This window comes from Streptomyces sp. NBC_00887, assembly GCF_045207585.1.
This window is the reverse complement of record NZ_CP108788.1, coordinates 7,125,023-7,148,646: the sequence shown is the minus strand read 5'-3', so window position 1 is coordinate 7,148,646 and position 23,624 is coordinate 7,125,023. Positions and strand designations below refer to the sequence as shown.

General features: G+C 70.5%; 21 protein-coding genes. 8 read left to right on the top strand and 13 right to left on the bottom strand.

What is annotated here, in order from left to right; genetic code table 11:
* The first annotated feature begins 7 nt into the window (after positions 1 to 7).
* Both rhaS and OG844_RS32605 read left to right on the top strand, forming a co-directional pair.
* On the top strand, positions 8 to 1,093 hold the full coding sequence (gene rhaS, locus OG844_RS32610) for a rhamnose ABC transporter substrate-binding protein (protein ID WP_406395182.1): 1,086 nt from the start codon (positions 8 to 10) through the stop codon (positions 1,091 to 1,093).
* A 17-nt stretch (positions 1,094 to 1,110) separates the two neighbouring features.
* Positions 1,111 to 1,425: an L-rhamnose mutarotase gene (locus OG844_RS32605; RefSeq protein ID WP_406395180.1), complete on the top strand. Its 315-nt coding sequence runs from the start codon at positions 1,111 to 1,113 to the stop codon at positions 1,423 to 1,425.
* A gap of 118 nt (positions 1,426 to 1,543) precedes the next feature.
* Here OG844_RS32605 and OG844_RS32600 read toward each other — a convergent pair whose 3' ends face one another.
* The 4 genes from OG844_RS32600 to OG844_RS32585 all read right to left on the bottom strand — a co-directional run bounded on the left by OG844_RS32600 (position 1,544) and on the right by OG844_RS32585 (position 7,385).
* Positions 1,544 to 1,987, bottom strand: a complete 444-nt coding sequence (locus tag OG844_RS32600; RefSeq protein ID WP_406395178.1) for a DUF1772 domain-containing protein — start codon at positions 1,985 to 1,987, stop codon at positions 1,544 to 1,546.
* Positions 1,988 to 2,115: 128 nt separating this feature from the next.
* The gene (locus OG844_RS32595) at positions 2,116 to 3,717 is read right to left on the bottom strand and encodes a von Willebrand factor type A domain-containing protein (protein ID WP_406396342.1); all 1,602 of its coding nucleotides are present in this window, start codon (positions 3,715 to 3,717) and stop codon (positions 2,116 to 2,118) included.
* 132 nt (positions 3,718 to 3,849) lie between these two features.
* A complete protein-coding gene (locus tag OG844_RS32590; protein ID WP_406395176.1) occupies positions 3,850 to 4,737 on the bottom strand; it encodes an ABC transporter permease in 888 nt (295 codons plus the stop codon).
* Positions 4,734 to 7,385 (bottom strand): alpha/beta fold hydrolase, encoded by a 2,652-nt coding sequence (locus OG844_RS32585; RefSeq protein ID WP_406395174.1) that lies wholly within the window; start codon positions 7,383 to 7,385, stop codon positions 4,734 to 4,736. The genes OG844_RS32590 and OG844_RS32585 overlap by 4 nt, the downstream gene beginning before the upstream one ends.
* Before the next feature lie 131 nt (positions 7,386 to 7,516).
* Between OG844_RS32585 and OG844_RS32580 the strand changes: the two genes are divergently transcribed.
* Positions 7,517 to 7,936 carry a GNAT family N-acetyltransferase gene (locus OG844_RS32580; RefSeq protein ID WP_406395172.1) on the top strand — a complete coding sequence of 140 codons (420 nt, stop codon included), beginning with the start codon at positions 7,517 to 7,519 and terminating at the stop codon, positions 7,934 to 7,936.
* Between the two features lie 117 nt (positions 7,937 to 8,053).
* Here the strand turns inward: OG844_RS32580 and OG844_RS32575 are convergent, their stop codons facing one another.
* Complete coding sequence (locus OG844_RS32575; protein ID WP_406395170.1) at positions 8,054 to 8,815, bottom strand: hypothetical protein; 762 nt, start codon at positions 8,813 to 8,815, stop codon at positions 8,054 to 8,056.
* 344 nt (positions 8,816 to 9,159) lie between these two features.
* Here OG844_RS32575 and OG844_RS32570 point away from each other — a divergent pair, with 344 nt between their 5' ends.
* Positions 9,160 to 10,266, top strand: a complete 1,107-nt coding sequence (locus OG844_RS32570; RefSeq protein WP_406395168.1) for a glycosyltransferase — start codon at positions 9,160 to 9,162, stop codon at positions 10,264 to 10,266.
* Positions 10,267 to 10,284: 18 nt separating this feature from the next.
* Here OG844_RS32570 and OG844_RS32565 read toward each other — a convergent pair whose 3' ends face one another.
* The 6 genes from OG844_RS32565 to iolC form a co-directional block, all read right to left on the bottom strand.
* The gene (locus tag OG844_RS32565; RefSeq protein WP_406395166.1) at positions 10,285 to 10,926 is read right to left on the bottom strand and encodes a DUF4291 domain-containing protein; all 642 of its coding nucleotides are present in this window, start codon (positions 10,924 to 10,926) and stop codon (positions 10,285 to 10,287) included.
* 122 nt (positions 10,927 to 11,048) lie between these two features.
* Positions 11,049 to 12,548, bottom strand: a complete 1,500-nt coding sequence (locus OG844_RS32560; RefSeq protein WP_406395164.1) for a CoA-acylating methylmalonate-semialdehyde dehydrogenase — start codon at positions 12,546 to 12,548, stop codon at positions 11,049 to 11,051.
* A gap of 13 nt (positions 12,549 to 12,561) precedes the next feature.
* Positions 12,562 to 14,448 carry a 3D-(3,5/4)-trihydroxycyclohexane-1,2-dione acylhydrolase (decyclizing) gene (gene iolD, locus OG844_RS32555; RefSeq protein ID WP_406395162.1) on the bottom strand — a complete coding sequence of 629 codons (1,887 nt, stop codon included), beginning with the start codon at positions 14,446 to 14,448 and terminating at the stop codon, positions 12,562 to 12,564.
* A gap of 79 nt (positions 14,449 to 14,527) precedes the next feature.
* Positions 14,528 to 15,412 carry a 5-deoxy-glucuronate isomerase gene (gene iolB / locus OG844_RS32550; protein ID WP_406395160.1) on the bottom strand — a complete coding sequence of 295 codons (885 nt, stop codon included), beginning with the start codon at positions 15,410 to 15,412 and terminating at the stop codon, positions 14,528 to 14,530.
* A 32-nt stretch (positions 15,413 to 15,444) separates the two neighbouring features.
* Positions 15,445 to 16,332, bottom strand: a complete 888-nt coding sequence (locus OG844_RS32545; RefSeq protein WP_406395158.1) for a deoxyribose-phosphate aldolase — start codon at positions 16,330 to 16,332, stop codon at positions 15,445 to 15,447.
* A complete protein-coding gene (iolC, locus tag OG844_RS32540) occupies positions 16,329 to 17,420 on the bottom strand; it encodes a 5-dehydro-2-deoxygluconokinase (RefSeq protein WP_406395156.1) in 1,092 nt (363 codons plus the stop codon). Before iolC ends, OG844_RS32545 begins: the two co-directional genes overlap by 4 nt.
* Positions 17,421 to 17,536: 116 nt before the next feature.
* Between iolC and OG844_RS32535 the strand changes: the two genes are divergently transcribed.
* Entirely contained in the window at positions 17,537 to 18,463 is a 927-nt protein-coding gene (locus OG844_RS32535; RefSeq protein ID WP_406395154.1) for a sugar phosphate isomerase/epimerase family protein, read from the top strand.
* Between the two features lie 227 nt (positions 18,464 to 18,690).
* The gene (locus OG844_RS32530; protein WP_351171406.1) at positions 18,691 to 18,882 is read left to right on the top strand and encodes a MerR family transcriptional regulator; all 192 of its coding nucleotides are present in this window, start codon (positions 18,691 to 18,693) and stop codon (positions 18,880 to 18,882) included.
* 4 nt (positions 18,883 to 18,886) lie between these two features.
* Here OG844_RS32530 and OG844_RS32525 read toward each other — a convergent pair whose 3' ends face one another.
* Together OG844_RS32525 and OG844_RS32520 are read right to left on the bottom strand one after the other, a co-directional pair.
* Entirely contained in the window at positions 18,887 to 19,939 is a 1,053-nt protein-coding gene (locus tag OG844_RS32525) for a zinc-dependent alcohol dehydrogenase family protein (RefSeq protein WP_406395152.1), read from the bottom strand.
* Positions 19,940 to 19,984: 45 nt separating this feature from the next.
* A complete protein-coding gene (locus OG844_RS32520; protein ID WP_406395150.1) occupies positions 19,985 to 22,270 on the bottom strand; it encodes an MMPL family transporter in 2,286 nt (761 codons plus the stop codon).
* A gap of 152 nt (positions 22,271 to 22,422) precedes the next feature.
* On the opposite strand from OG844_RS32520, the gene OG844_RS32515 reads away from it, so the two are divergent.
* A complete protein-coding gene (locus OG844_RS32515; RefSeq protein WP_406395148.1) occupies positions 22,423 to 23,133 on the top strand; it encodes a TetR family transcriptional regulator in 711 nt (236 codons plus the stop codon).
* Positions 23,134 to 23,220: 87 nt separating this feature from the next.
* Complete coding sequence (locus tag OG844_RS32510) at positions 23,221 to 23,526, top strand: heavy-metal-associated domain-containing protein (RefSeq protein WP_406395146.1); 306 nt, start codon at positions 23,221 to 23,223, stop codon at positions 23,524 to 23,526.
* Positions 23,527 to 23,624: the final 98 nt, after the last annotated feature.

Here is a 23,624-nt window from a genome sequence, read left to right as displayed (position 1 = left end):
CGCCGCCATGATGCTCCGCAATGCCGCCGGGCGCCGCGCCGTCGCGACCGCCGCCACCGCCGTCTCCCTCGCGCTCGCCCTCACCGCCTGTTCCGGCACCACGAAGGACAGCAAGGACACCGGTACCGAGAAGGCCGCCGGCTCCGCGAAGGCCGACCCGAACGCGCCGTTGAAAAAGGGCCTGAAGATCGCCTTCCTGCCCAAGCAGATCAACAACCCGTACGAGAAGATCGTCGACGAGGCGGGCATCGCCGCGGCGAAGGAGTACGGCGGCACGGGCAAGGAGGTCGGCCCGTCCGACGCCAGCGCCTCCTCGCAGGTCAGTTACATCAACACCCTGATCCAGCAGCGCCAGGACGCCATCCTCGTCGCGGCGAACGACCCCAACGCGGTGTGCGGCCCGCTCAAGCAGGCCATGAAGAAGGACATCAAGGTCGTCGCGTACGACTCCGACACGGCGAAGGACTGCCGTCAGCTCTTCATCAACCAGGCCAGCTCCGAGCAGATCGGCCGCAGCCTGGTCCAGCACCTCGGCGAGCAGCTGAACTACAGGGGCAAGGTAGCGATCCTCTCGGCCACGCAGAACGCGACCAACCAGAACACCTGGATCGAGTTCATGAAGGAGGAGCTCAAGCTCCCCAAGTACAAGGGCATGGAGCTCGTCAAGGTCGCGTACGGCGACGACGCGGACCAGAAGTCGTTCCAGCAGACGCAGGGCCTCATGCAGGCCTACCCCGACCTCAAGGGCATCATCTCGCCCACGACGGTCGGCATCGCCGCCGCGGCACGCTACCTGAGCGACTCCTCGTACAAGGGGAAGGTCGTCCTCAACGGCCTGGGGACGCCGAACCAGATGCGCAAGTACGTCAAGGACGGCACCGTCGAGCAGTTCTCGCTGTGGAACCCGGAGGAGCTCGGCTACCTCGGCTCGTACGCCGCCGCCGCCCTGGCGTCGGGTCAGATCACCGGCGCGGAGGGCGAGAAGTTCAAGGCGGGCAAGCTCGGCGAGTACACGATCGGCGAGGACGGCGAGGTCATCCTCGGCGAGCCGACGGTCTTCGACGCGAAGAACATCGACGAGTTCAACTTCTGAGCGCGGGAGCCCTCTTCATGCAGCGTGTCTGCTTTCTGCTGAAGGTCCGCGAGGACCGCAAGAACGAGTACCGCGAGCGGCACGCCGCGGTGTGGCCGGAGATGCTCGCCGCGCTGTCGAAGGCCGGCTGGCACAACTACTCGCTCTTCCTGCGCGAGGACGGACTGCTCGTCGGTTACCTGGAGACGGAGGACTTCGACGCGGCACGTGAGGCGATGGCAGCGACCGAGGTCAACGACCGGTGGCAGCGGGAGATGGCGGAGTTCTTCGAGCAGCCCGAGGCGCCGGACGAGGCGATGGCCCCGCTGACGGAGGTCTTCCACCTCGCCTAGGGTCTGCCCGGCCACGGGCCGGGGCTCCTCGTCAGGGGAGTCCCGGCCCCTGACATGCCGGCAGCGACCGGTACCGGACGGGCTGCCGCCTGTCCGCCCGCTCTCCGCAGGCCCGAACCTACAGAACGGCCACCACGAGCAGGACGAAGGCGGCGAGCGACAAGGCGGTCCTGGCCTGGTGGAGGCTGTTCCACCGGGACTCGAACGCGGTGCGCGCCGCGCTGTCGTCGCCGCCCTCCGACCCGGCGAGCGCCGTGTTCAGCGGGATGTTCCCGGCGATCGTGATCAGGTGGCCGGCGACGGCGCAGAGGAGCGCGCCGAGGACCGTCGGCCAGTGGGACGTCCCCGCGACGAGCACGGCGGCCGGGAAGACGATCACCCCGGCGAAGAGGACGAGGAAGAACGGTCCGGGCACCTTCTCGTTGAAGCGGCGCATCGCAGAGGTGAACTGATCGTCCGGCAGGGCCGCGAGGCCGGGCATGACCGCGATCAGGAACGTCACCATGAAGCCGGCATAGAGGCCGGCCGTGAGCACGGCGGCCAGCAGGAGCACGAAGGTCATGGGGCTCATGATGACGCGGGCGCGGTGCTCGTACAGGGTTTTCCGCACGTCCGTGCGAGCCACGCGACGCACAGCCTCCGCGTGGGCGAGGACGGGGCCCGCACCTCCGTGCGGGCCCCGTCCCGCGGTCAGCCGAGTTCGCCCTCCCCGTCGCCGCCGGCCGGCGTCTCCTCGTCGCCGCTCCTCATCCTCTCGGCCTGCTCGATCGCCGTCGCGAGCTTCGCCACCGAACTGTCCTCGGTACTGTCCGCCAGCTTGCCCGCCCGGGTGGCGAGTTGGGCGAGCGTGGGGGTGCCGGGCAGGTCGCCGCCGCGCAGCACGTCCGCGAAGTACGCGGCCACCGCCGTCACCTGGAGCCGAGGGCTGTCACCGCCCCAGAGCTTCCCGTCGATCGCACCGGTCTCCACCGAGCCGGTCTCCTCGTGCGCCTTCCGGGTCTTCGGGTCCAGCCAGCGCACCGTCGCCGTCGCCACGTGCCCGGAGGCGCCGTCGCGGAGGCGTACGGCGTAGAGCGCCGTCACGGTGTGGCCGGGGCCGACCTCGCCGCCGTCGACGCTGTCGTCGCGGAAGTCGTCGTCGGCCACCTTGCGGTTCTCGTAGCCGATGAGCTCGAACTGCTGGACGGTCTTGCGGTCGAAGGCCACCTGGGCCTTGGCGTCGCGGGCCCGCAGTTCGACATGGGCGGGCAGCTGGTCGACGAAGACCTTCCTCGCCTGGGTCTCGTCCCCGACGTAGGTGGTGTTCCCGTCGCCCTTGTTGGTGAGGCGTTCCATCAGCGCGTCGCCGTAGTCGCTGCCGACGCCGACGCCGAACAGGGTGATGCCGTACTCCTTGCGTGCGTCGCCGATCCGTTCCAGGATCGCGTCGGCGTCGGTCTCACCGGTGTTGGCGAGGGCGTCGGAGAGCAGGACGACCCGGTTGTTGGCACCCTTGCGGTGGCCCTTGACCGCCTCGTCGTAGCCCCGCTCGACGCCGGCTGCCACATTGGTGGAGTCGGCGGGTTCCAGCTCGTCGACGGCGTCCCGGATCTTGGTGCGGTTGCCGCCGAGCCGGGTCATCGCCAGCCGGGTCTCGGCCTCCCCGCTGAACGTGACCAGGGAGACGGAGTCGTCGTCGCGCATTTCGTCGGTGAGGATGCCCAGCGACTTCTTCGCCAGGTCGAGACGGCCCGGTTCGGCCATCGATCCGGAGATGTCGACGACGAAGGTCAGTGCGGCGGGCGGGCGTTCCCCGGCGTCGGTGGCTGCCCCGGTCGCCAGGCCGACCCGTACGAGCGACCAGTCGGTCGCCCCGGCGCCGACCGCCGCGCCGTCGACGTTCACCGAGAAACCGTTGCCCTTCGGCCGCTCGTAGCCCTGCCGGAAGCTGTTGACGAACTCCTCCGGCCGCACGGTGTCCGACGCGGGCATCTTCCCGTCACCGAGCAGACGGCGCGCGTAGCCGTAGCTGGCGGTGTCCACGTCCAGGGCGAAGGTCGACAGGTAGTCGGGCGGCGCGACCTCTCGCGCATCGCCGTCCTCCTTGTTCTGCGCGCCGTCCTCCTGCTGCTCGGGTGCGGCGGACGGCGCGTCGGGCGCGGGCTGCACTCCGCGCGGTCCGCCGCTGCCGCTGGCCTTGTCCGCAGAGGTCTCGCTGGTCGAACCGCCTCCGCAGCCGGTCAGCAGCATCCCGCCCGCCAACAGAGCGACCAGTACCCCGGCGCCCCGGGATGTCCTTGTCCTACGAGTCATCGGTACCCCCACGTCGTCGTTCGTCGACATCTGTGAATGGGACGTGTGAGGCGGTCGGTCGGAGTCGTCGAACGCGTTGCGGATCAGTCTCGATGCCGCAACGACGAGCACAGAGAGGGCGGAACATCAGGTTCAGGACACGATGTCCTTACGACTGAACCCCCGGAACGCGAACGCGAACAGAATCAGGGCATACGTCACCGAGATGGCTGCGCCCTTCGCCATCCCGCTCCATTCGAGATCGGGCTGGAGGGCGTCGGCCCACGCGAACTGCCAGTGCGCGGGCAGGAAGTCCCGCCAGGAGCCGAGCGCGGTGACGGCGTCCAGGACATTGCCGACGATGGTCAGGCCGACCGCTCCGCCGACTGCGCCGAGCGGGGCGTCGGTCTTGGTCGACAGCCAGAACGCCAGTCCCGCGGTGACGAGTTGGGACACGAAGATGAACCCGACGACGAGCGCGAGGCGCGGCACGGTGTCGGCGGTGGAGAGTGCGCCGCCGGTCGGCAGCTGGAGCGGTCCCCAGCCGTACGCGGCGGCTCCGGCGGCCAGTGCGACGACCGGCAGCAGCACCATCGCCGCGAGGCTGAAGCCGAGCGCCACGACGAGCTTGCTCCACAAGAGCCGGGAGCGGGGTACGGGGGCCGCGAGCAGGTAGCGCAGCGAGGACCAGCTCGCCTCGGAGGCGACGGTGTCCCCGCAGAACAGCGCCACCGGCACCACCAGCAGGAAGCCGGCGGAGACGAACAGGCAGGTCGCGGCGAAGTTCGCCGCGGACTCGGTGGCGACGTCCATGAGGTTGATCCGCGAGCCGCCCCTGCCACCGCCCCCTTCGCCGCCCGGGGTGCCGCCGATCGCGAAGGCGACGATCAGGATGAACGGCAGGGCGGCCAGCACCCCGCCCATGAGCAGGGTGCGTCGCCTGCGGAGCTGCCGCATCGCTTCGACGCGCAGGGGCAGGGTGCGGCGGGCGTGGTAGCCGGGGGCTTCGGCGTGGCCCCGGACTTCGGTGGCGGAGCTCATGCGGATCCTCCGGAGATGAGGGTGAGGAACGCGTCCTCCAGGCGGCGGTGCGGCCCGACACCCGTCACCGGTACGTCGAGACGGACCAGGTCGGCTACCAGCTGGGCCGCTGTGGCACCGTCGAGGCGGACCAGCAGTCCGTGGCCGTCGTCCACGCGGGCGGCGGACCCGATGCCGGGCAGGGCCGCCACCTTGTCCACGAGGGGTTCCGTGACCTCGTCCGCGGTGGTGACGAGGAGCATGTCCCCGGAGCCGGTGATCTCGGCGACGGGACCCGCCTGGACGAGCCGGCCTCGGTCCATGACCACGAGGTGGGTGCAGGACTGTTCGACCTCGGACAGGAGGTGGCTGGAGACGATGACGGTGCGGCCTCCGGCCGCGTACCGGATCATCACGTCCCGCATCTCGCGGATCTGGGGCGGGTCCAGGCCGTTGGTCGGTTCGTCGAGGATGAGCAGGTCCGGCATGCCGAGCATGGCCTGGGCGATGGCGAGCCGCTGCCTCATGCCCTGCGAGTAGGTGCGCACGGCGTGGGCCAGGGCGTCGCCGAGCCCGGCGATCTCCAGGGCGTCGTCGATGTGCGAGTCCTCGGCGGGCCGTCCGGTGGCCTGCCAGTACAGCTCCAGGTTGGCGCGGCCCGACAGGTGCGGCAGGAAGCCGGCGCCCTCGACGAAGGAGCCGACCCGGGACAGCACGGGGGCGCCGGGCCGGATGGCGTGCCCGAAGACCCGGATCTCTCCGGCGTCGGGCGTGATGAGCCCCATCAGCATGCGCAGCGTGGTGGTCTTCCCGGCGCCGTTCGGTCCGAGGAGGCCGAGGACCTGGCCCTTCTCCACCTGGAAGCCGAGGTCGCGCACGGCGTACCGGTCGGAGGACTTGGCGTACTTCTTGGACAGGTCCGTGATCAGCAGCGGTACGCCCTCGAGTGCCGGGTCGGGTGCGGGGGTCGCCGTGCGCCTGCGTGCGGTGAGCAGGAGTACGGCGGCGATCGCCACGGCTGCGGCGGGCAGTCCCCACGTCCACCAGGGCAGGGTGGCCGCCGCGGTGCTGACGGCGGGCGCGGTGGGCACGGTCAGCGGCCCGTCGAGGGAGACGGTGTACGTGGCCGGCTCGGCGGGTGACGCGTAGCCGAGGTCGGTCGCGGAGAGGACGAGGCGGAGCCGGTGCCCGGAGTCGACTTCGTGGTCGATGGCGGGCAGGGTCAGCTCGACGGGCTTCCCCTGTTCCTCGGGGGCGATCCGGTAGGGCGCGACGAGCTGGGAGGGCAGCACCTGCTGCTTCCCGTCCGGCGAGACGTCGTACACCTTGCCGAACAGCACGGCGTCGCCCCGGTCCGCCTTCACGTTCACGCGGACGGTGGGTGAGCCGGTGACGCGGAGGGACTTGTCCAGTGGCGCGGAGTCGAAGCGCGCGTACTGGCCGGGGAAGTCGAGGGAGAGGCCGACGCCGAGGGAGGACAGCTGGGAGAGCCCGCCGCCGATGCCGGGAAGGGCCGAGACGGAGGGCGGGTTGGCCCCTGCGGGGTTACGGAAGGTCTGGGTCCGCCGTTCGCCGAGGGCGATCTGCTCACCGCCGCCGACCAGGCCCGGGTAGGTGTCGCCGTCCGCGCCGCGCTTGAGGGCCGCCCCGTCGGTGGAGTCGATTCCTCCGGTGCGGGTGACACGGAAGGCGGGGCCGGTGTCGGCACCCTTGTCGTCCTTCAGGTACTGGTCGAACCACGCGCCGATCCTGTTCTCGACGCGGTCGCCCTCCATGTCACCGCCGTCGTGTCCGCCCGAGATCCAGTCGACGGCCACGGGCGCGCCGTTCTCGCTGATGGCCTTGGCCATCGCGTCGGCCTGGCCGAGCGGGAACAGGGAGTCGCTCTGGCCCTGCACGATGAGTGCGGGCACGTCGATGCGGTCGGCCACCGCGACGGGGGAACGTTCCGTCAGGAGCTCACGCGCGGCCGCGTCCGGTGTGCCGCTGACGGCGACCTGCTCGTACATGTCGCACAGTTGCTTCTCGAACTTCTGGCAGCCGCCGCCGGTGGTGACGAAGATCCCGGCCCAGAGCTTCTTGAACACGCCGTCCGGGAAGAGGGCGTCGGCCAGGTTCCAGTAGGTGATCATCGGGGCGATGGCGTCGACCCTCTTGTCGTAGCCGGCGGCGAGCAGCGACACCGCGCCCCCGTAGGAGGCGCCGGTGACACCGACCCGCGGGTCGCCCTTCGCGTCGAGCTCCACCTCCGGCCGGCCCGCCAGCCAGTCGATGAGCCCCGAGACGTCCTTGACCTCGCCGTCGGGGGCGTTGAGGGTGATTTCCCCGCTGGTCCTCCCGAACCCGCGGGCCGACCACGTCATGACGGCGTACCCGTCGGCGGCCAGCTTCTCGGCCTGGGCGCGCACATCGTTCTTGCTGCCGCCGAAGCCGTGCCCGATGACGACGGCGGGCCTGCGCTGCGAACCCCCGGTCGTGAAGTACGAGGTGTCGACGGACACCCCGTTCATCCGCAACATCCGGTCCTCGCGGTGCACGGACGGCACACTGTCATCGGCAACGGCGCTCCAGGTACCGGCACCCACGAGCACGGCGAGCGCGGCGACGACCGCGGCCCACCGGCCTCGGGTACGGGGCAGCCGCCGCCACGGGGAAGTCGGTTTCTCCATGACTCGACCCTAAAGGGCGCGCACCCGGCCCTGAGGTGCCGCCAGGGTGAGGTACCCCGCATCCCTGAGAGGTACGGCAGGACCGCCGCGTACTACGTACGTGGTACATCACCGTCACGAAGGGCCCGCCCATGGACATCCGTCGCGCCACCACCGTCGCCGAACTCCTCGCGGCCCAGCACCTCTACGACGGCCCCGCCCGCGAGGAGTGGGCCTTCCGCTTCCTCGCCGCGCACGGCCACCTGATGCTGGTCGCGTACGTGGACGGCGTCCCGGCGGGCTTCGTCTCCGGCATCGAGATGCTGCACCCCGACAAGGGCACGGAGATGTGTCTGTACGAGCTCTCCGTGGATGCCGCGTACCGCCGCCGGGGCATCGGCCGGGCGCTCACCGAAGCACTGGCGGCCGTCGCCCGGGAGCGCGGCTGTTACGACATGTGGGTCGGCGTCGAGCGCGACAACGACGCGGCGATGGCGACCTACCGGTCGGCGGGGGCATGCGAGGACGGCGTGTTCGCCATGCTCACCTGGAAGTTCGGCGCTCGGCCCTGAGCGCCGTTGCACCACCGGCCGGCCGTGTGCCGTGCCCGGCGAAGTCGGACACGGCACACGGGGTGGGAATCCCGACAGAGTCAGGGCGACCTGTCCGGCTTGACGGCGACGTTCGGGTCAGCTCCGCTCAGTTTCTTTCTGCCGGGCCGCGAGGTCGGGATCACCCGGGTCCGGAGGCGGCAGGAGGTCCACCCACGGTTCGTCCCAGACGAAGGTCTGGCCCATCGTGTCTCCGTGTGTCTGCCACACGTGCCCGTCCAGGGTGAGCACCTTGATGTACGAGTCGTTCCCCTGGTCCTCGATCGAGATCGCACAGGCGTTCGCGGGGAAGTTCGAGGGTCGGCCTCCGGGCAGAGCGTCCGTGAGGTCCTGCCACGCAGGAGTCCCCCCTGTCGTCGTCGCCTGACCGGCATACGCGACCCCACCGATGAGAACGGCGTGCATGTCCTCGGTGTTCGAGGGAGCGTAGGAGTCGATGTCGACACACGGGCCGGCGGCTCCGGTGGCTCCAGTAGCTCCGGTGGCTCCGGTGGCTCCGTCCGTGCCGTCCGTGCCGTCCTCACCGGGGGGACCCGTCGGACCGGTCGGACCCGTGTCACCGGGCGCACCGGTCGCACCCGTCACGCCATCCGTACCGTCCTCACCAGGAGGACCCGTCGGACCGGTCGGACCGGTCGGACCGGTCGGACCCACCGCGCCCGGCCTGCACCTGTCCCCACCCTGCTCGTGCGCACCGGCATTCGGCTTGTGGGGCTTCGGCTTGCACGTGTCCTTGTCGGAGGGGTTCACGACGCTGCGGCGAGGAGCGTTCTCCAGATTCTCAGCCACGGCCAGTGCGGGGCTCGACATCCCCACCAGGACGAGCGCCAAGGACGCCATCGCGCCGCCTGCCACCCGCCTTCTGCGCCGCGGGAGGGGCCCCAAATCCGATTTGGTTCTGCGGTCAGACTGCATGCGCTGCTCTTTCTGAACTGGATCGAGTGATTGTCGGGACGCGTGTTCGCGCCCTCTTGACTTTTTCGGCATGCAGGCGCACAGAATGAAGACATTTTTTGGATATCAGCATATTGGCGGCACGGCATTCCCTCGATGGGCGCACGTCTCCACGCTCTTGGGGCGACCCCTCGGCGTGCCGCAAATTGGCTGGTCAGAGCGGTGCATAGAGTCACGCGCACAAATCCGTCGGGAATGGTGATGCCGTGAAACCGTCAATCTGCCTTTGCATGATCGTCAAAAATGAGGCAGCCGTGATCGAACGATGCCTGGCCCCCCTGCGTGACCTGATCGACACCTGGGTCATCTCCGACACAGGCTCGACGGACGGTACTCAGCAGCTCATCCGTACGGCGCTCACAGGTATTCCCGGCGAACTGCACGAGGAGCCCTGGGTCGACTTCGGGCACAACCGGACGCTGAACATCCAGCATGCGCGTGCCAAAGCCGACTATCTGCTCACCGTCGATGCCGACCACGTGATCCGCCAGGAGTTCCCCCTGCCTCCTCTCACCGCGACCTCATACATGCTGCGGTACGAAGGGAGAACCGAGCACCGCTTCAAGCACCTCCTCCGTGGCGACATTCCGTGGCGCTACGAGGGCGTCACCCACGAGTACCCGACCACCGGCGAAACCGACCACCAGGAGAATCTGGACGCGCTGGTGATCGAGGATCATGCTGACGGCGGATCTCGGCACCAGAAGTACGAGCGAGACGCACGCCTGCTGAGTGCCGAACTCGAACGAGACCCCGACAACGTGCGCACGGTCTTCTACCTCGCACAGACCAGGCGCGACATGGGCGACACCGAAGATGCGATCACCCTGTACGAACGCCGCGCCCAGATGGGCGGCTGGGCCGAGGAGGTGTATTACGCCTTGCTCCAGGTCGGTGTCCTCAAGGCCGGGTCCGGCGACTGGCCCGGGGCCATGGACGCCTTCTCCCGAGCTTGGGAAAGCCGTCCGCAACGTCTCGAAGCCTGCTACGAGCTCGCCTCGCGGCTTCGTTCGATGCGCCGCTACCGATCCGCGCACGCGATGGCCCGATCGGGGCTCGGCCACAAGGCGCCGGACGACCTGCTGTTCGTGCAGCCGTGGGTCTACCGGTGGGGACTGCTGTTCGAGTTTTCGATCACTGCGTACTGGGTGGGCGACCTGACCGGATCCCTGCGGGCATGCGACAGGCTGCTGGCCATGCCGGACCTGCCCGACACACATCGACGCCAGACGATCACCAACCGGGCATTCGCCGCACAGCGGCTCGCCGCGATGCACGAACCGGCTGCTGAGTCCGGCACAGGCAAGCCGACGCGGAAACGGGCCCGAACCCGCTGAAGCCCGGCATCCACGCGGTTACCCGTTCTGGCTCGCGGAGGGAGGTGAACCGAGGACCGGCGAGGCGGTGCCGGGGCTGTAGGGCAGCTCCCGGGGGAGCAGCGCGGTCGCCGCGTCGTCCTGTCCCGCCCGCACCAGCCCGTGGATCTCGCGGACCAGCGGCGTGACGTCCCGGATGGAGACCGTCCACTCGTCGGCGTAACGGCGCGACACCTCGCCGGAGAGGCCGAGCTGGAGGGACCGGTACGGCAGTGGATTGAGGTGGAGGTCGCGCTCGGGGTCCCACTGGACGCGGGCCGGTGCGCGGCGCAGGTTGCGCCGCCAGGTGGCGTGGTCGGCGTGCACGCCCGCCACGTAGTGGGACAGTTCGGCGTCGGCGAGCGCCCGGTCGAGGCCGTCGCGGGTGATCTCGACGGCCAGGACCGTCTCCTGACCGTCCTTCGTGGCCCAGCCGCAGCGGTACATCATCCACAGGAAGCTCGGCTTGATCCACGTCATGCGGTCGCGCTTCCAGACTGCGGGGAAACGTCCGTCACGGGCGGCCGGGAGGCCGATGGAGGGCGGGTATGCCTGGTAGACGGTCAGTGTGGTGTCGGTGTGCTGGGCGCGGATCTCGTTCTGAGGAACCGGCAGTTCACGGGCGGTCGCCGATGCGGTCATGCCGCCATCCCAGCATCCGGCGCTCCCGGCCCGCCAGCGGATTTCCTCCACGCGCACGCGTCGGGCCCCACGCTCCCGGACCCCGCCCGGCGCGTCCGGGCGGGGCAACGGGTGTGTGGGTCTCAGTGGTTGCGGGGGAATCCGAGGTCCACGCCGGACGGCGCGTCGGCCGGGTCGGGCCAGCGGGTGGTGACGACCTTGCCGCGGGTGTAGAAGTGCACGCCGTCGTTGCCGTAGATGTGGTGGTCGCCGAAGAGCGAGTCCTTCCAGCCACCGAAGGAGTGGTAGCCCACCGGCACCGGGATCGGGACGTTGACGCCGACCATGCCGGCCTCGATCTCCAGCTGGAAGCGGCGGGCCGCGCCGCCGTCGCGGGTGAAGATCGCGGTGCCGTTGCCGAACGGCGAGGCGTTCATGAGGGCGACACCCTCTTCGTACGTGTCGACGCGCAGGACGCACAGGACCGGGCCGAAGATCTCGTCGCGGTAGGCGTCGGAGTCCGTGGAGACGTGGTCGAGGAGGGACAGGCCGATCCAGTGACCGTCCTCGAAGCCCTCGACCGTGTGGCCCGTGCCGTCGAGGACGACGTCGGCGCCCTGGGCGGCGGCTCCGGTGACGTAGCCGGCGACCTTGTCGCGGTGGGCGGCGGTGATCAGCGGGCCCATCTCGGACGTCGGGTCGTTGCCCGGGCCGATCTTGATCTTCTCGGCGCGCTCCTTGATCCGGGCCACCAGGTCGTCGGCCACGGAGCCCACGGCGACGACGGCGGAGATGGCCATGCAGCGCTCACCGGCGGAGCCGTACGCGGCGGAGACCGCGGCGTCGGCGGCGGCGTCCAGGTCCGCGTCCGGGAGGACCAGCATGTGGTTCTTCGCGCCGCCGAGCGCCTGGACGCGCTTGCCGTTCGCGGAGGCCGTGGCGTGGATGTGGCGGGCGATGGGGGTGGAGCCCACGAAGGAGACGGCGGCGACGTCGGGGTGGGCCAGGAGGCCGTCGACGGCGACCTTGTCACCGTGCAGGACGTTCAGGACGCCGTCGGGCAGGCCCGCCTCGGCGGCCAGTTCGGCCAGCAGGTTGGCGGCCGAGGGGTCCTTCTCGCTGGGCTTCAGGACGAAGGTGTTGCCGCAGGCGATGGCCAGCGGGAACATCCACATCGGGACCATCGCCGGGAAGTTGAACGGGGTGATGCCCGCGACGACGCCGATCGACTGGCGGATCGAGGAGACGTCGACCCGGCTGGAGACCTGGGTGGACAGTTCGCCCTTGAGCTGGGTCGTGATGCCGCAGGCCAGCTCGACGATCTCCAGGCCGCGGGCGACCTCGCCAAGCGCGTCGGAGTGGACCTTGCCGTGCTCGGCGGTGATCAGCGCGGCGATGTCGTCGCGGCGGGCGTCCAGCAGGGCGCGGTAGCGGAAGAGGACGGCGGTGCGGGCGGCGAGCGAGGAGGTGCCCCAGGTCTCGTACGCGCTCTTCGCGGCGGCGACCGCGGCGTCGACCTCGTCGGCCGAGGCGAGTGCGACCTGGGTCGTGACGGCGCCGGTCGCCGGGTCGGTGACCGGCCCGTAGTTGCCCGACGTGCCCTCGACGGTCTTGCCACCGATCCAGTGGTTGACGGTCTTCATGACGGGGTCTCCTTCAGAGGTGTCGGCGTCGGGCAGCGGTCTGCCGGTCGTACTCCTTGCGTGCCTCCACCGCCGACGGGCGGGTCGCGGTCTCGGCCACAGGAACATCCCACCACGCCTGTGCGGGAGGGGGCCCCGACACTGTGTCTGGCGTTTCGGTCTCGACGTAGACACAAGTGGGACGGTCCGCGCCGCGTGCCTCGGCGAGGGCACGGCGCAGGTCCTTCACGGACTTCGCGCGCAGCACGCGCATGCCGAGCGAGGCCGCGTTGGCCGCGAGGTCGACGGGGAGCGGGGTACCGGTGAAGCCGCCGTCGGCGGCGCGGTGCCGGTAGGCCGTACCGAAGCGTTCGCCGCCGACGGACTCGGAGAGGCCGCCGATCGACGCGTACCCGTGGTTCTGCAGGATGACGAGCTTGATGGGAAGGCCCTGCTGCACGGCGGTGACGATCTCGGTGGGGTTCATCAGATACGTGCCGTCGCCGACCAGGGCCCAGACGGGGCGGCCGGGGGCGGCGAGCTGGACGCCGAGGGCGGCCGGGATCTCGTATCCCATGCAGGAGTAGCCGTACTCGACGTGGTACTGCTGCGGCGAGCGGGTCCGCCACAGCTTGTGGAGGTCGCCGGGGAGCGAGCCCGCCGCGTTGATCAGGATGTCGTCCTCGGTGACGAGGGCGTCGAGCAGTCCGAGGACCTGGGCCTGGGTGGGGCGGGCGTCCGGATCGGCGGCGGTGAAGGCCGCGTCGACGCGCTGCTCCCAGCGGTCCTTGGCGTCGGTGTACTCGGTCTCGAAGGCGGCGTCGACGTGGTAGCCGCGTGCGGCGAGCGCGGCGCCGAGGGCTTCGAGGGAGGTCCGGGCGTCTCCGACGAGCGGGAGGGCGGCGAGCTTGTGGGCGTCGAAGCCGGTGATGTTGAGGTTGAGGAAGCGGACCGCCGGGTCGGCGAAGAGGGTGCCTGACGCGGTGGTGAAGTCCGTGTAGCGGGTGCCGATGCCGATCACGAGGTCCGCCTCGCGGGCCAGGTCGTCGGCGGTGGCGGTGCCGGTGTGGCCGATGCCGCCCACGTCGGCGGGGTGGTCGTGGCGCAGGGAGCCCTTGCCGGCCTGGGTGGAGGCGACGGGGATCCGGGTGGCCGCGGCGAAGGCGGCGAGGGTCTCCTGCGCCGCACTGTGGCGGACGCCGCCGCCCGCGACGATCAGGGGGCGGCGCGCGGTGCGGACGGCCCGGACGGCCCGTTCGAGTTCGGCCAGGTCGGGGGCGGGCCTGCGCACGTGCCAGACGCGCTCGGCGAAGAACTCCGCCGGCCAGTCGTACGCCTCGGCCTGCACGTCCTGCGGCAGCGCCAGCGTGACGGCGCCGGTGTCCGCCGGGTCGGCGAGGGTCCGCATGGCCTGCAGGGCGGCCGGGATCAGCGCCTCGGGGCGGGTGATCCGGTCGAAGTAGCGGGAGACGGGGCGCAGGCAGTCGTTGACCGAGACGTCGCCCGCGTGCGGCACCTCGAGCTGCTGCAGCACGGGGTCGGCGGGGCGGGTCGCGAAGGTGTCGCCGGGCAGCAGCAGGACCGGGAGGTGATTGACGGTGGCGAGGGCTGCGCCCGTGACGAGGTTGGTGGCGCCGGGGCCGATGGAGGTCGTGACGGCGTGCGCGGAGAGCCGGCCCGACTGGCGGGCGTATCCGACGGCGGCGTGCGCCATGGCCTGTTCGCTGCGGCCCTGGAAGTAGGGCATCGCGGAGCCGGATTCGACGAGTGCCTGGCCGATGCCCGCGACGTTCCCGTGGCCGAAGATGCCCCAGGTGGCGCTGATCAGCCGCTGGCGGCGGCCGTCGCGCTCGGTGTACTGGCGGGCCAGGAAGGCGACGAGTGCCTGTGCGGTGGTGAGTCTGCGGGTGGCGTGCGACATGGTCAACGGCTTGCCTCCGGGCCGGGAGTGCGTGGTGGGGTCACTTGGCGGCCTCCGGACCGTGGAGCGGAAGCCGGGGTCACCTGGCGGCCTCCGGACCGTGGAGCGGAAGCCGGGGGTCGACGGGCTGGGCCGGCCAGGTCTCGCGGATCCAGCTGTGGCCGGGGTGGTCGCGGATCAGCCACTCGCGCTGCTCCCCCGGGCCCGCCATCACGTTCAGGTAGTAGAGGGTCCGGCCGGGCGGGGCGATGGACGGACCGTGCCAGCCGTCGGGAATGAGGACGGCGTCACCGGTGGCCACCTCGGCGAGGACGTCCGTACCGCCTGCGCGTGACGGCGACACGCGGTGGTAGCCGAGCCCGTTGCCCTCGACCTCGAAGTAGTAGATCTCCTCGAGCTCGGACTCGACGCCGGGGTGGTGCTCGTCGTGCTTGTGGGGCGGGTACGAGGACCAGTTGCCGCCGGGGGTCAGGACCTCGACGGCGATGAGGCGGTCGCACTCGAACGTGTCCGCGGCGGCGAAGTTGTTGACCTGGCGCGAGCAGTTCCCGGCGCCGCGGAGCTCGACCGGTACCTCCGGCGCGGGGCCGTAGCGAGCGGGGAGTCGTCGCTCGCACTTCGCTCCTGCCAGGGCGAAGCGGCCTCCTGCGCCGGAGGCGATCTGTGCGCGGGCGTCACGCGGTAGATAGACGAAATCCGTCACCGAACGGAACACGCTTTCCCTGCCCGCGAGTTCGAATACGTCATCCGCCGTGTGCACCGTACAGCCACCGGCCAACGGCAGGACGACCCACTCGCTCTCCCCGGTTACCAAGGTATGAACACCACCGGGCTCGAGCTCCAGCACACGCAGACTCGACCGGTCCCATCCGGCCCGCTTCGGGTCGATATGGAGGGCGTAGGGGCCGCTCGCGGCGTCGCCGGCCCGGAGGTGGTACCGCTGTTGCTCCTCACGCGTCGTCATGTTCCATCCCTACCCGTATCCCTGCCCGTCGCTCACAGAAGTCCCACGGCGGTGTCGACGGCGCCCGCCACGTCCCCGTCGGCCGGATAGAGCAGCGAGCGCCCGACGACCAGCCCCTGGACCGTCGGCAGTCGCAGCGCCCCGCGCCATTTCTCGTACGCACCGTCCAGGTCTCCCTTGACCTCGCCGCCGAGCAGGACCGCGGGGAGCGTCGAGGTCTCCATCACCCTGGCCATGTGGTCGGGGTTGTCGGTGACGGGGACCTTGAGCCAGGTGTACGCGGAGGTGCCACCGAGCCCCGAGGCGATGGCGATGGAGGTGGTGACGGCTGCCGCTCCCAGGTCGGTACGGAGCCTGCCTTCGGTGCGGTGGCAGAGGAACGGCTCGACGAAGACGGGCAACCGGTGGGCCGCCATCGCGTCGACGGTACGGGCGGCGGTGTGGAGGGTGTCCAGGGAGCCGGGGTCGCCGTAGTCGATTCTCAGCAGCAGCTTGCCGGCGTCGAAGCCGTACCTGGCGAGGTCGACGGGGCGGTGGCCGGTGAAGCGGTCGTCGAGCTCGAAGGCGGCCCCCGCGAGTCCGCCGCGGTTCATGGAGCCGATGACGACCCTGTCCTCCAGGGCGCCGAGCAGCAGCAGGTCGTCGAGGACGTCGGCGCCGGCGAGGACCCCGTCGACGCCCGGTCGCGAGAGGGCGAGGCAGAGCCGTTCCAGGAGGTCGAAGCGGTTGGCCATGGCGAGTTCGTCCTCGCCAACGGCCAGGGCGCCGCGGGCGGGATGGTCCGCTGCGATGATCATCAGGCGCCCCGTGGCGCCGACCAGGGGACGTCTGCCCCGTCGGGCGGCTGCTTCGGCGACGGCCTCGGGGTGATGGGTGCGCAGCCGGACGAGATCGGCGACGGAGGCGGCGGGCGGTGTCATGGGGCGGCTCCGGTGGCTCCGGTCTCTGTAGGTGCTCCGGGCGTTCCCGGTTCTCCCGTTCCGGTCACGGCTCCGGTGACGGCTCCGGCGGCGAGGGCATGTTCGACCTCGTACGGGAACGGCATCGCGGACGAACAGGCGAGGCGGGACGCGACGATGGCCCCTGCGGCGTTCGCGTAGCGCATGATGCGTTCCGTCTCCCAGCCGGCGAGCAGCCCGTGGCAGAGGGCGCCGCCGAACGCGTCCCCGGCGCCGAGCCCGTTGACGACGTCCACGGGGAGGGGCGGGATCTGAGCGGTGGTGCCGTCGCGGTGGACGGCGAGGACGCCGGCGGGGCCCTGTTTGACGACGGCGAGTTCGATCCCGGCTGCCAGCAGGGCGCGAGCGGCCGCATGCGGTTCGCGTTCGCCGGTGGCGATCTCGCACTCGTCGAGGTTGCCGACGGCGACCGTGGCGTGCGCAAGGGCTTCGCGGTAGCGGGCGGGTGCCGTCGAGGTGTGCCCGGCCGTCTGTGACCCGTCCCAGAACATGGGCCGCCAGTCGAGGTCGAAGACCGTGGCGCACGGGGTCCCGGCCGCCCGTGCCGCACCGTCCTCCGCCGCCTGTGCCTCGCTCCGGGCGCGGAGTGCGGTGAGGGTCGCGGTGCGGCTGGGCTCGGCGCAGAGCCCGGTGCCGGTCATCCAGAAGACCCGCGCGGCACGCACCGCGTCCAGGTCGAGTTCCTCCGCGTGGATCTCGAGGTCGGGCGCCTTGGGCTGCCGGTAGAAGTAGAGCGGGAAGTCGTCAGGCGGGAAGATCTCGCAGAAGGTGACCGGGGTCGGATACTCCGCGACGGGTGTCACCCACCGGTCGTCCACACCGAATTCCCCGAGCGCCTGGTGGAGGTAGTCGCCGAAGGCGTCCTTGCCGGTCCTGGTGACCACGGCCGTGCGCCTGCCCAGGCGGGCGGCGGCGACGGCGACATTGGTCGGTGAGCCGCCGAGGAACTTCCCGAAGGTCTCGACCCTGGTCAGCGGTACGCCGGTCTGGAGTGGGTAGATGTCCACCCCGATCCGCCCCATGGTGATCACGTCGTACGGCTCAGGCATACGCATCCCTTCGGCTGCCCCCAGGTCTAACCCGCACCAAGGACCCTGTCAACACTTTGTCCGGACATTCGGACGAACTCTTGACACTCCCCTCGGAGGGCTGAATGGTGGGCGATATGACCTCCTCCGTACCGGCTCCGGCTCGTATCCGCATCGGCTCGGCACCCGATTCATGGGGGGTGTGGTTCCCCGACGATCCGCAGCAGGTGCCCTGGGAACGGTTCCTCGACGAGGTCTCCGAAGCGGGCTACGAGTGGATCGAGCTCGGCCCGTACGGCTATCTGCCGACCGATCCGGCCCGGCTCAGGGACGAGACCGCCCGCCGCGGCCTCACCGTCTCCGCAGGAACCGTCTTCACGGGATTGCACCACGGCCCCGACGTCTGGGACCGGACCTGGGAGCATGTCGCCGGCATCGCGGCACTCACCCGGGCCATGGGCGCCGAACACCTGGTGGTCATCCCGTCGTTCTGGCGGGACGACAAGAGCGGCGCAGTGCTGGAGGACCGCATGCTCACGGCGGCGCAGTGGCGCGATCTCACCACCCAGACGGAGCGACTGGGCCGCGAGGTGCGGGACCGCTACGGACTGCGGATCGTGGTGCACCCGCACGCCGATACGCACATCGACAGCGAGGAGAACGTCAACCGCTTCCTCGACGCCACCGACCCCGAACTGGTCTCGCTCTGCCTCGATACCGGGCACTACGCCTACTGCGGCGGGGACAGCGTCAAGCTCATCGAGACCTACGGCGAACGGATCGGCTACCTCCACCTCAAGCAGGTCGATCCGGTGGTCCTCGCCGATGTCGTGGCGAACGAGGTGCCGTTCGGCCCGGCGGTGGCGCGCGGTGTGATGTGCGAGCCGCCGGGCGGGGTGCCCGCACTGGAGCCCGTACTGGAGGCCGCGCGCGCCCTGGGCACCGACCTCTTCGCGATCGTCGAGCAGGACATGTACCCGTGTCCACCCGACAAGCCCCTTCCCATCGCCCGCCGCACCCGCGAGTTCCTCCGCAGTTGTGGCCCCGCGCGGCCCTCCGCCTGATCCCTCCTGCTCCCTCCGATCCCCTCCGTCACGGCAGTCACTTCTTCGTCACGTATATCTCCGTTCCGCAGGGTTTGCGTCACAGGCGCGCGACGGCCCCTGCCCAGCCCGTCGGCCCGTCGTTGGGCCCTGCAGAGACTGAGTGGACGTCAGCGTGCGCACCGGGGCTCCCCCGACGGTCCCCGCCGCCGCGGTGCGTAGTACGGAGGTACAGAGAGGTGTCATTCATGACGGACAGAAGGCTCTGGTCGTACAAGGACATTGCCGCGCACATCCGGGTCCAGCCCGACACCATCCGCTCGTACCGCAAACACGGACTCCTTCCCCCGCCCGACGATGTCCAGCACGGAAAGCCCTACTGGTACGTGGACACGGTCCTCGCCTGGATCGCCTCCCGCCCCAGCAACCGGGGCCGCTGAGACCTCACTCCCGCTGTGCCGGTTCGATGATCGTCACGCCCGCCCCCGGCGCTCCGCCCATGGCGGCCAGGGCCGCCGGGGCGGCGTCCAGGGAGATGGTGGAGGTCACCAGCAGGTCGGGGCGCAGGGTGCCTGCGCGGACCATGTCCATCATGGGCGGGTAGTCGTGCGCGGCCATGCCGTGGCTGCCGAGAATCTCCAGCTCCAGGCCGATGACCCGTGCCATGGGAACGACCGGGTCTCCGGCGGCCGACGGCAGCAGCCCGACCTGGACGTGGCGGCCCTGCCTGCGCAGGCTCCGCACCGACGCCGCACAGGTGACCGGGGAACCCAGCGCATCGAGCGACAGATGCGCACCGCCGCCGGTCAGTTCGCGTACGGCCTCGTCCGCGCCGACGGGGTACGCGGAGGCGTCCACGCACTCCGCCGCACCGAAGGCCCGCGCCAGCTCGAGGGCGTGTGGCGAGACGTCGACGGCCACGACCCTGGCCCCGCACGCCACCGCGATCATCACGGCCGACAGCCCGACCCCGCCGCATCCGTGCACGGCGACCCACTCCCCCGGTGAGACCCGGCCTTGGCCGACCACGGCCCGGAACGCCGTGGCGAACCGGCATCCGAGCCCCGCCGCCGTGCCGAACGGCATGCCCTCCGGCACGGCGACGAGATTGACGTCGGCCCGCTCCAGCGCCACGAACTCGGCGAACGATCCCCAGTGGCTGAAGCCCGGCTGGGTCTGCCTCTCGCAGACCTGCTGGGCGCCGGCCGCGCAGGCGGCGCAGTGGCCGCAGGCACAGACGAAGGGAACGGTGACCCGGTCACCCGGGCGCCAGTTGTCCACACCGGAGCCCACCGCCTCGACCACCCCGGCCAGCTCGTGGCCGGGGACATGAGGGAGGAGGATGTCCGGGTCGTGACCCATCCAGCCGTGCCAGTCGCTCCGGCACAGCCCGGTGGCCCCGACCCGGACCACGACTCCCCCGGCGGGAGGTGCGGGATCCGGGAGGTCCTGGACACGGGCCTCCTGCTCGAACTCCTCGAACACCACTGCCCGCATCGGCCCCGCCTTTCGCTCGTACCCCACCTGCTGGGTCCGGCGAATCTACGCTTCCACGGTGACCTTGTCCCGCTCCTCGTCCCCGGCCCGGGATGTCCCGGGTATCTCCTCGGCGGCCGGGTCCTCGGCCGGGGTCCGTGCGGACTCCCCCTCGCTCAGCCCGAACCTCCGGTGGAAGGCGCGCAGCGGCGCGGGGGCCCACCAGGTGACCCGGCCCATCAGCTTCATGACCGCGGGCACCAGGAGGCTGCGCACCACCATGGCGTCCATCAGCACGGCCAGCGCGATACCGAGCCCGAGCATCTTGGTGTTGGTCACCCGCGAGGTGCCGATGGCCACCATCACCACCGCCAGGATGACTGCGGCGGCGGTGATCAGCCCGCCTGTGTGCCGCAGTCCGAACGTCACCGAGTGCTCGTGGTCGCCGGTGCGGTCGTACTCCTCCTTGATCCGGGAGAGCAGGAACACGCCGTAGTCCATGGAGAGACCGAAGGCGACGCAGAACATGAGCACGGGCAGGGTCGTCTCTATGTCACCGGTGCTGGTGAAGGAGAGCAGGCCGGACAGATTCCCGTCCTGGAAGACCCAGACCACCGCTCCGAACATCGCGGTCAGGCTCAGGGCGTTGAGCACCACCGCCTGGATCGGTATCAGCACGCTGCCGGTGAGCAGGAAGACCAGAAGCAGGGTCACCACGACGATGATCCCCACCGCCCAGGGCAGCCTGTCGGCGATGGCGTCCTTGGAGTCGACCAGGACTGCCGCCGTGCCGGTCACCGAGGTATCGAACGGGGCGGGTTCGGCCCGGAGGTCCTGGACGAGCTGCTGGGCGCCCTGCCCGACGGACTCCCCGTCGGGAAGCACAGCGAAGTACGCGGACCCGTCTCCCGCGACCGGGCCGTCCACACGCTGCACTCCGGGGAGCGCGGCGATCCTGGTACGGAAGTCGGCGTACTGGGCGGGCGTCGCCGCGCCTTCCGCGAGCACTTCGAGGCCGCCGCCCGGACTGCCGGGGAAGCCGTCCCGTATGTGCTCCTGTACGACACGGGACTCGGCGCTGGTGGGCAGTTGGCGGTCGTCCGCCGTACCGAACTTCACCCCGAGGAACGGCAGCCCCAGGAGTACGAGCCCTACCGTGGTGACGACGGCGAAGACCGGTGCTCTGCGCATCACCAGGAGCGCGAAGCGTCCCCATCCCGCGCCCGAGCCGCCGGGGACCCCGCCCGCCCTGTCTGCCGCGTCCGGCCCGGCCTGCTCGTCTCCGGCGCGGCGCCGCAGCAGACGGCGAAGGTCGAGCGAGTTGACCCGGGGCCCGAGCAGCATCAGCGCGGCCGGCAGCAGAATCAGCGCCGCGGCTGCGGCCAGCAGCACCACGGCGATGCCCGCATAGGCGAAGGAACGCAGGAAGTACTGCGGGAAGACCATCATCGCCGCCAGCGACACCGCCACCGTCAGCGCGGAGAAGAGCACCGTGCGCCCCGCCGTGCGCAGCGTGGTGCCGATGGCCGTACGGGTGTCCGCCCCCGTGGCCAGCTCCTCGCGGAACCGGCGCACGATGAACAGGGCATAGTCGATGGCCAGTCCGAGGCCGAGAGCCGTGGTGAGGTTCTGGGCGAATACCGAGACGTCGGTGAACTCGGTGATGCCTCGCAGCACCGCGTTGGTTCCCAGGATTGCGACGATTCCGACAGCGAGCGGCAGCAGAGAGGCGATCGCGCTGCCGAAGACCATGACCAGCAGCACCAGCGTGACCGGCAGGGCGATGAGCTCGGCCCGCAGCAGGTCGTCCTGGATGATCGTCTGCATTTCGTGCCGCACCGCGACGGGCCCGCCGACGGAGACCTCCACCGGGCCGTGCACACCGCGGAAGGCGGGAGCTATGCGGTCGAGGATCTCACCGGCGGCCTTCTCGTCACCCTCGATCCGCGCGGCGACGATCGCTTCGTGGCCGTCCTCGGAGCGCAGAGCGGGGGACGCGCTCTGCCAGTACGAGCCGACGCCCGTGATCCCCTCCTCCTCGGCCAGCCTCTCGGTGATCCGGGCAGCCTCCGCGGCCACCGCGGGATCGTCGACCGAGGCGCTCCCGCCGTCGACGAGCAGCAGCAGATTGGGCTGCGAAGCGGGGAACTCGCGCTCCAGCACCTGGGTCGTGTAGGTCGACTCGGCGTCGGGGTCCTCCCAGCCGCCGCTGCCCATCCGGTCGGCCACACCGCTTCCCGCGAACACGGCGAGCGCCGTGATGACCAGGGCGGCCAGCAGCGCCAGCCGTGGCCGTGCGGTGACGAAGCGGGTCCAGCCCCCGACACGCTCCGATCTGTTGACTTCGGACATGGTGCGGTGTCCCCTTCACCCAGACCCGGGCAGCACGAGGCAGCACGGGTCAGTCGTTGCCACTTACACTGGCAAACACGAGTCAACGCTCGCGTTTCCCAAGAATGCGAGCGGGTGCTCGTGTTTGTCAACCGCGTCTTGAAAGCTGGGGATTGACCGTGTCGGAGGCCAGGGCCGGAGAAGCCACCTCGCCCGCACAGAGCGCCAAGGAAGCCGGGACCACCCGGCCGCGCCGCCGCCAGGCACGCGGCGAGGCCCGCATCGCCCAGCTGCTCGACGCCGCCGCGAGCGTCTTCTGCACCAGCGGCTACAACGGGGCCAGCACGAACGCCATCGCACGCGAGGCCGGCGTATCACCCGGCACGCTCTACCAGTTCTTCCCCAACAAGGAGGCCATCGCCGTCGAGCTCGGCGACCGGCTCATGCACCGCTGGCGGGAGACGTACGGCGCCGCGTTCGTCCCCAGCCACATCGAGCTCCCCCTCGACCGGATACTGGACGCGATCCTCGACCCGCTGATCGCCTTCAACTGCGAGAACCCGGCCTTCGCCGTCCTCACCCACGGCTCCGAGATCCCCGGCGTGATCACCCAGGAGCACGACATCCTGCACGCCACGATGACCACCAGGGTCGAGCAGCTCATCGGCTCCTACCTCCCGGAGCTCCAGGCCGACCAGGTCACCCGTATCGCCGCCATGTCCTTCATCCTCTTCAAGGCCGGACTTGACCTGATCATGTCCCACGAAGGAGACGAACGGGAGGCGTACATCAGGGAGTTGAAGACGGTGATGTACCGCTACCTGGATCCGCTGGTCTGCGAGGGACCCGCAGGGGCGGCATCGCGCGATCTTGATACCCCCTAGGGGTATAGTGGCGGATGGGTGGGGCGCACCGGCCTTCCGGTGTCCCCTCACGCCACGTCCATGTGTGCTCGCGAAGAGGAGAACGTCATGACCGCCGAGACCGAGACCCCCCGGACCGCCGGCTCCTGCTGCTCGTCCACCGGTTCCTGCCAGGACGGGGCGGCCGACGTCCAGGTGGGCGGCGTCACCACCGTGTACGAGGTGAAGGGCATGACCTGCGGTCACTGCGAAGGGGCCGTCTCCGAGGAGATCTCCGGGATCGAGGGGGTCAGCTCGGTGAAGGCCGAGGCCTCCACCGGCCGGGTGACCGTCGCATCCAGGGCCCCGCTGGCCGAGGACGCGGTGCGTGCCGCCGTCGACGAGGCGGGCTACGAGCTCGTGGGCCTCGCCTGAGCGATCCGGGGCCCGAGCGGCCTGCGGCATCCTTGGAGCAGGTCCTCCACCGGACCCGCACCACGCACCATTCTCCCTCGGGCCGATTCCCTCACCAG

Excerpts from the sequence above, each read along its gene's own strand:
- OG844_RS32570 (WP_406395168.1), top strand. The coding sequence starts at position 9,160 with ATGATCGTCAAAAATGAGGCAGCCGTGATCGAACGATGCCTGGCCCCC.
- OG844_RS32520 (WP_406395150.1), bottom strand. The coding sequence starts at position 22,270 with ATGTCCGAAGTCAACAGATCGGAGCGTGTCGGGGGCTGGACCCGCTTC.
- OG844_RS32530 (WP_351171406.1), top strand. The coding sequence starts at position 18,691 with ATGACGGACAGAAGGCTCTGGTCGTACAAGGACATTGCCGCGCACATC.
- OG844_RS32525 (WP_406395152.1), bottom strand. The coding sequence starts at position 19,939 with ATGCGGGCAGTGGTGTTCGAGGAGTTCGAGCAGGAGGCCCGTGTCCAG.
- iolC (WP_406395156.1), bottom strand. The coding sequence starts at position 17,420 with ATGCCTGAGCCGTACGACGTGATCACCATGGGGCGGATCGGGGTGGAC.
- OG844_RS32575 (WP_406395170.1), bottom strand. The coding sequence starts at position 8,815 with ATGGCGTCCTTGGCGCTCGTCCTGGTGGGGATGTCGAGCCCCGCACTG.
- OG844_RS32510 (WP_406395146.1), top strand. The coding sequence starts at position 23,221 with ATGACCGCCGAGACCGAGACCCCCCGGACCGCCGGCTCCTGCTGCTCG.
- OG844_RS32560 (WP_406395164.1), bottom strand. The coding sequence starts at position 12,548 with ATGAAGACCGTCAACCACTGGATCGGTGGCAAGACCGTCGAGGGCACG.
- iolB (WP_406395160.1), bottom strand. The coding sequence starts at position 15,412 with ATGACGACGCGTGAGGAGCAACAGCGGTACCACCTCCGGGCCGGCGAC.
- rhaS (WP_406395182.1), top strand. The coding sequence starts at position 8 with ATGATGCTCCGCAATGCCGCCGGGCGCCGCGCCGTCGCGACCGCCGCC.
- OG844_RS32545 (WP_406395158.1), bottom strand. The coding sequence starts at position 16,332 with ATGACACCGCCCGCCGCCTCCGTCGCCGATCTCGTCCGGCTGCGCACC.
- OG844_RS32565 (WP_406395166.1), bottom strand. The coding sequence starts at position 10,926 with ATGACCGCATCGGCGACCGCCCGTGAACTGCCGGTTCCTCAGAACGAG.
- OG844_RS32535 (WP_406395154.1), top strand. The coding sequence starts at position 17,537 with ATGACCTCCTCCGTACCGGCTCCGGCTCGTATCCGCATCGGCTCGGCA.
- OG844_RS32600 (WP_406395178.1), bottom strand. The coding sequence starts at position 1,987 with ATGACCTTCGTGCTCCTGCTGGCCGCCGTGCTCACGGCCGGCCTCTAT.
- OG844_RS32595 (WP_406396342.1), bottom strand. The coding sequence starts at position 3,717 with ATGACTCGTAGGACAAGGACATCCCGGGGCGCCGGGGTACTGGTCGCT.
- OG844_RS32585 (WP_406395174.1), bottom strand. The coding sequence starts at position 7,385 with ATGGAGAAACCGACTTCCCCGTGGCGGCGGCTGCCCCGTACCCGAGGC.
- OG844_RS32580 (WP_406395172.1), top strand. The coding sequence starts at position 7,517 with ATGGACATCCGTCGCGCCACCACCGTCGCCGAACTCCTCGCGGCCCAG.
- OG844_RS32590 (WP_406395176.1), bottom strand. The coding sequence starts at position 4,737 with ATGAGCTCCGCCACCGAAGTCCGGGGCCACGCCGAAGCCCCCGGCTAC.
- OG844_RS32605 (WP_406395180.1), top strand. The coding sequence starts at position 1,111 with ATGCAGCGTGTCTGCTTTCTGCTGAAGGTCCGCGAGGACCGCAAGAAC.
- iolD (WP_406395162.1), bottom strand. The coding sequence starts at position 14,448 with ATGTCGCACGCCACCCGCAGACTCACCACCGCACAGGCACTCGTCGCC.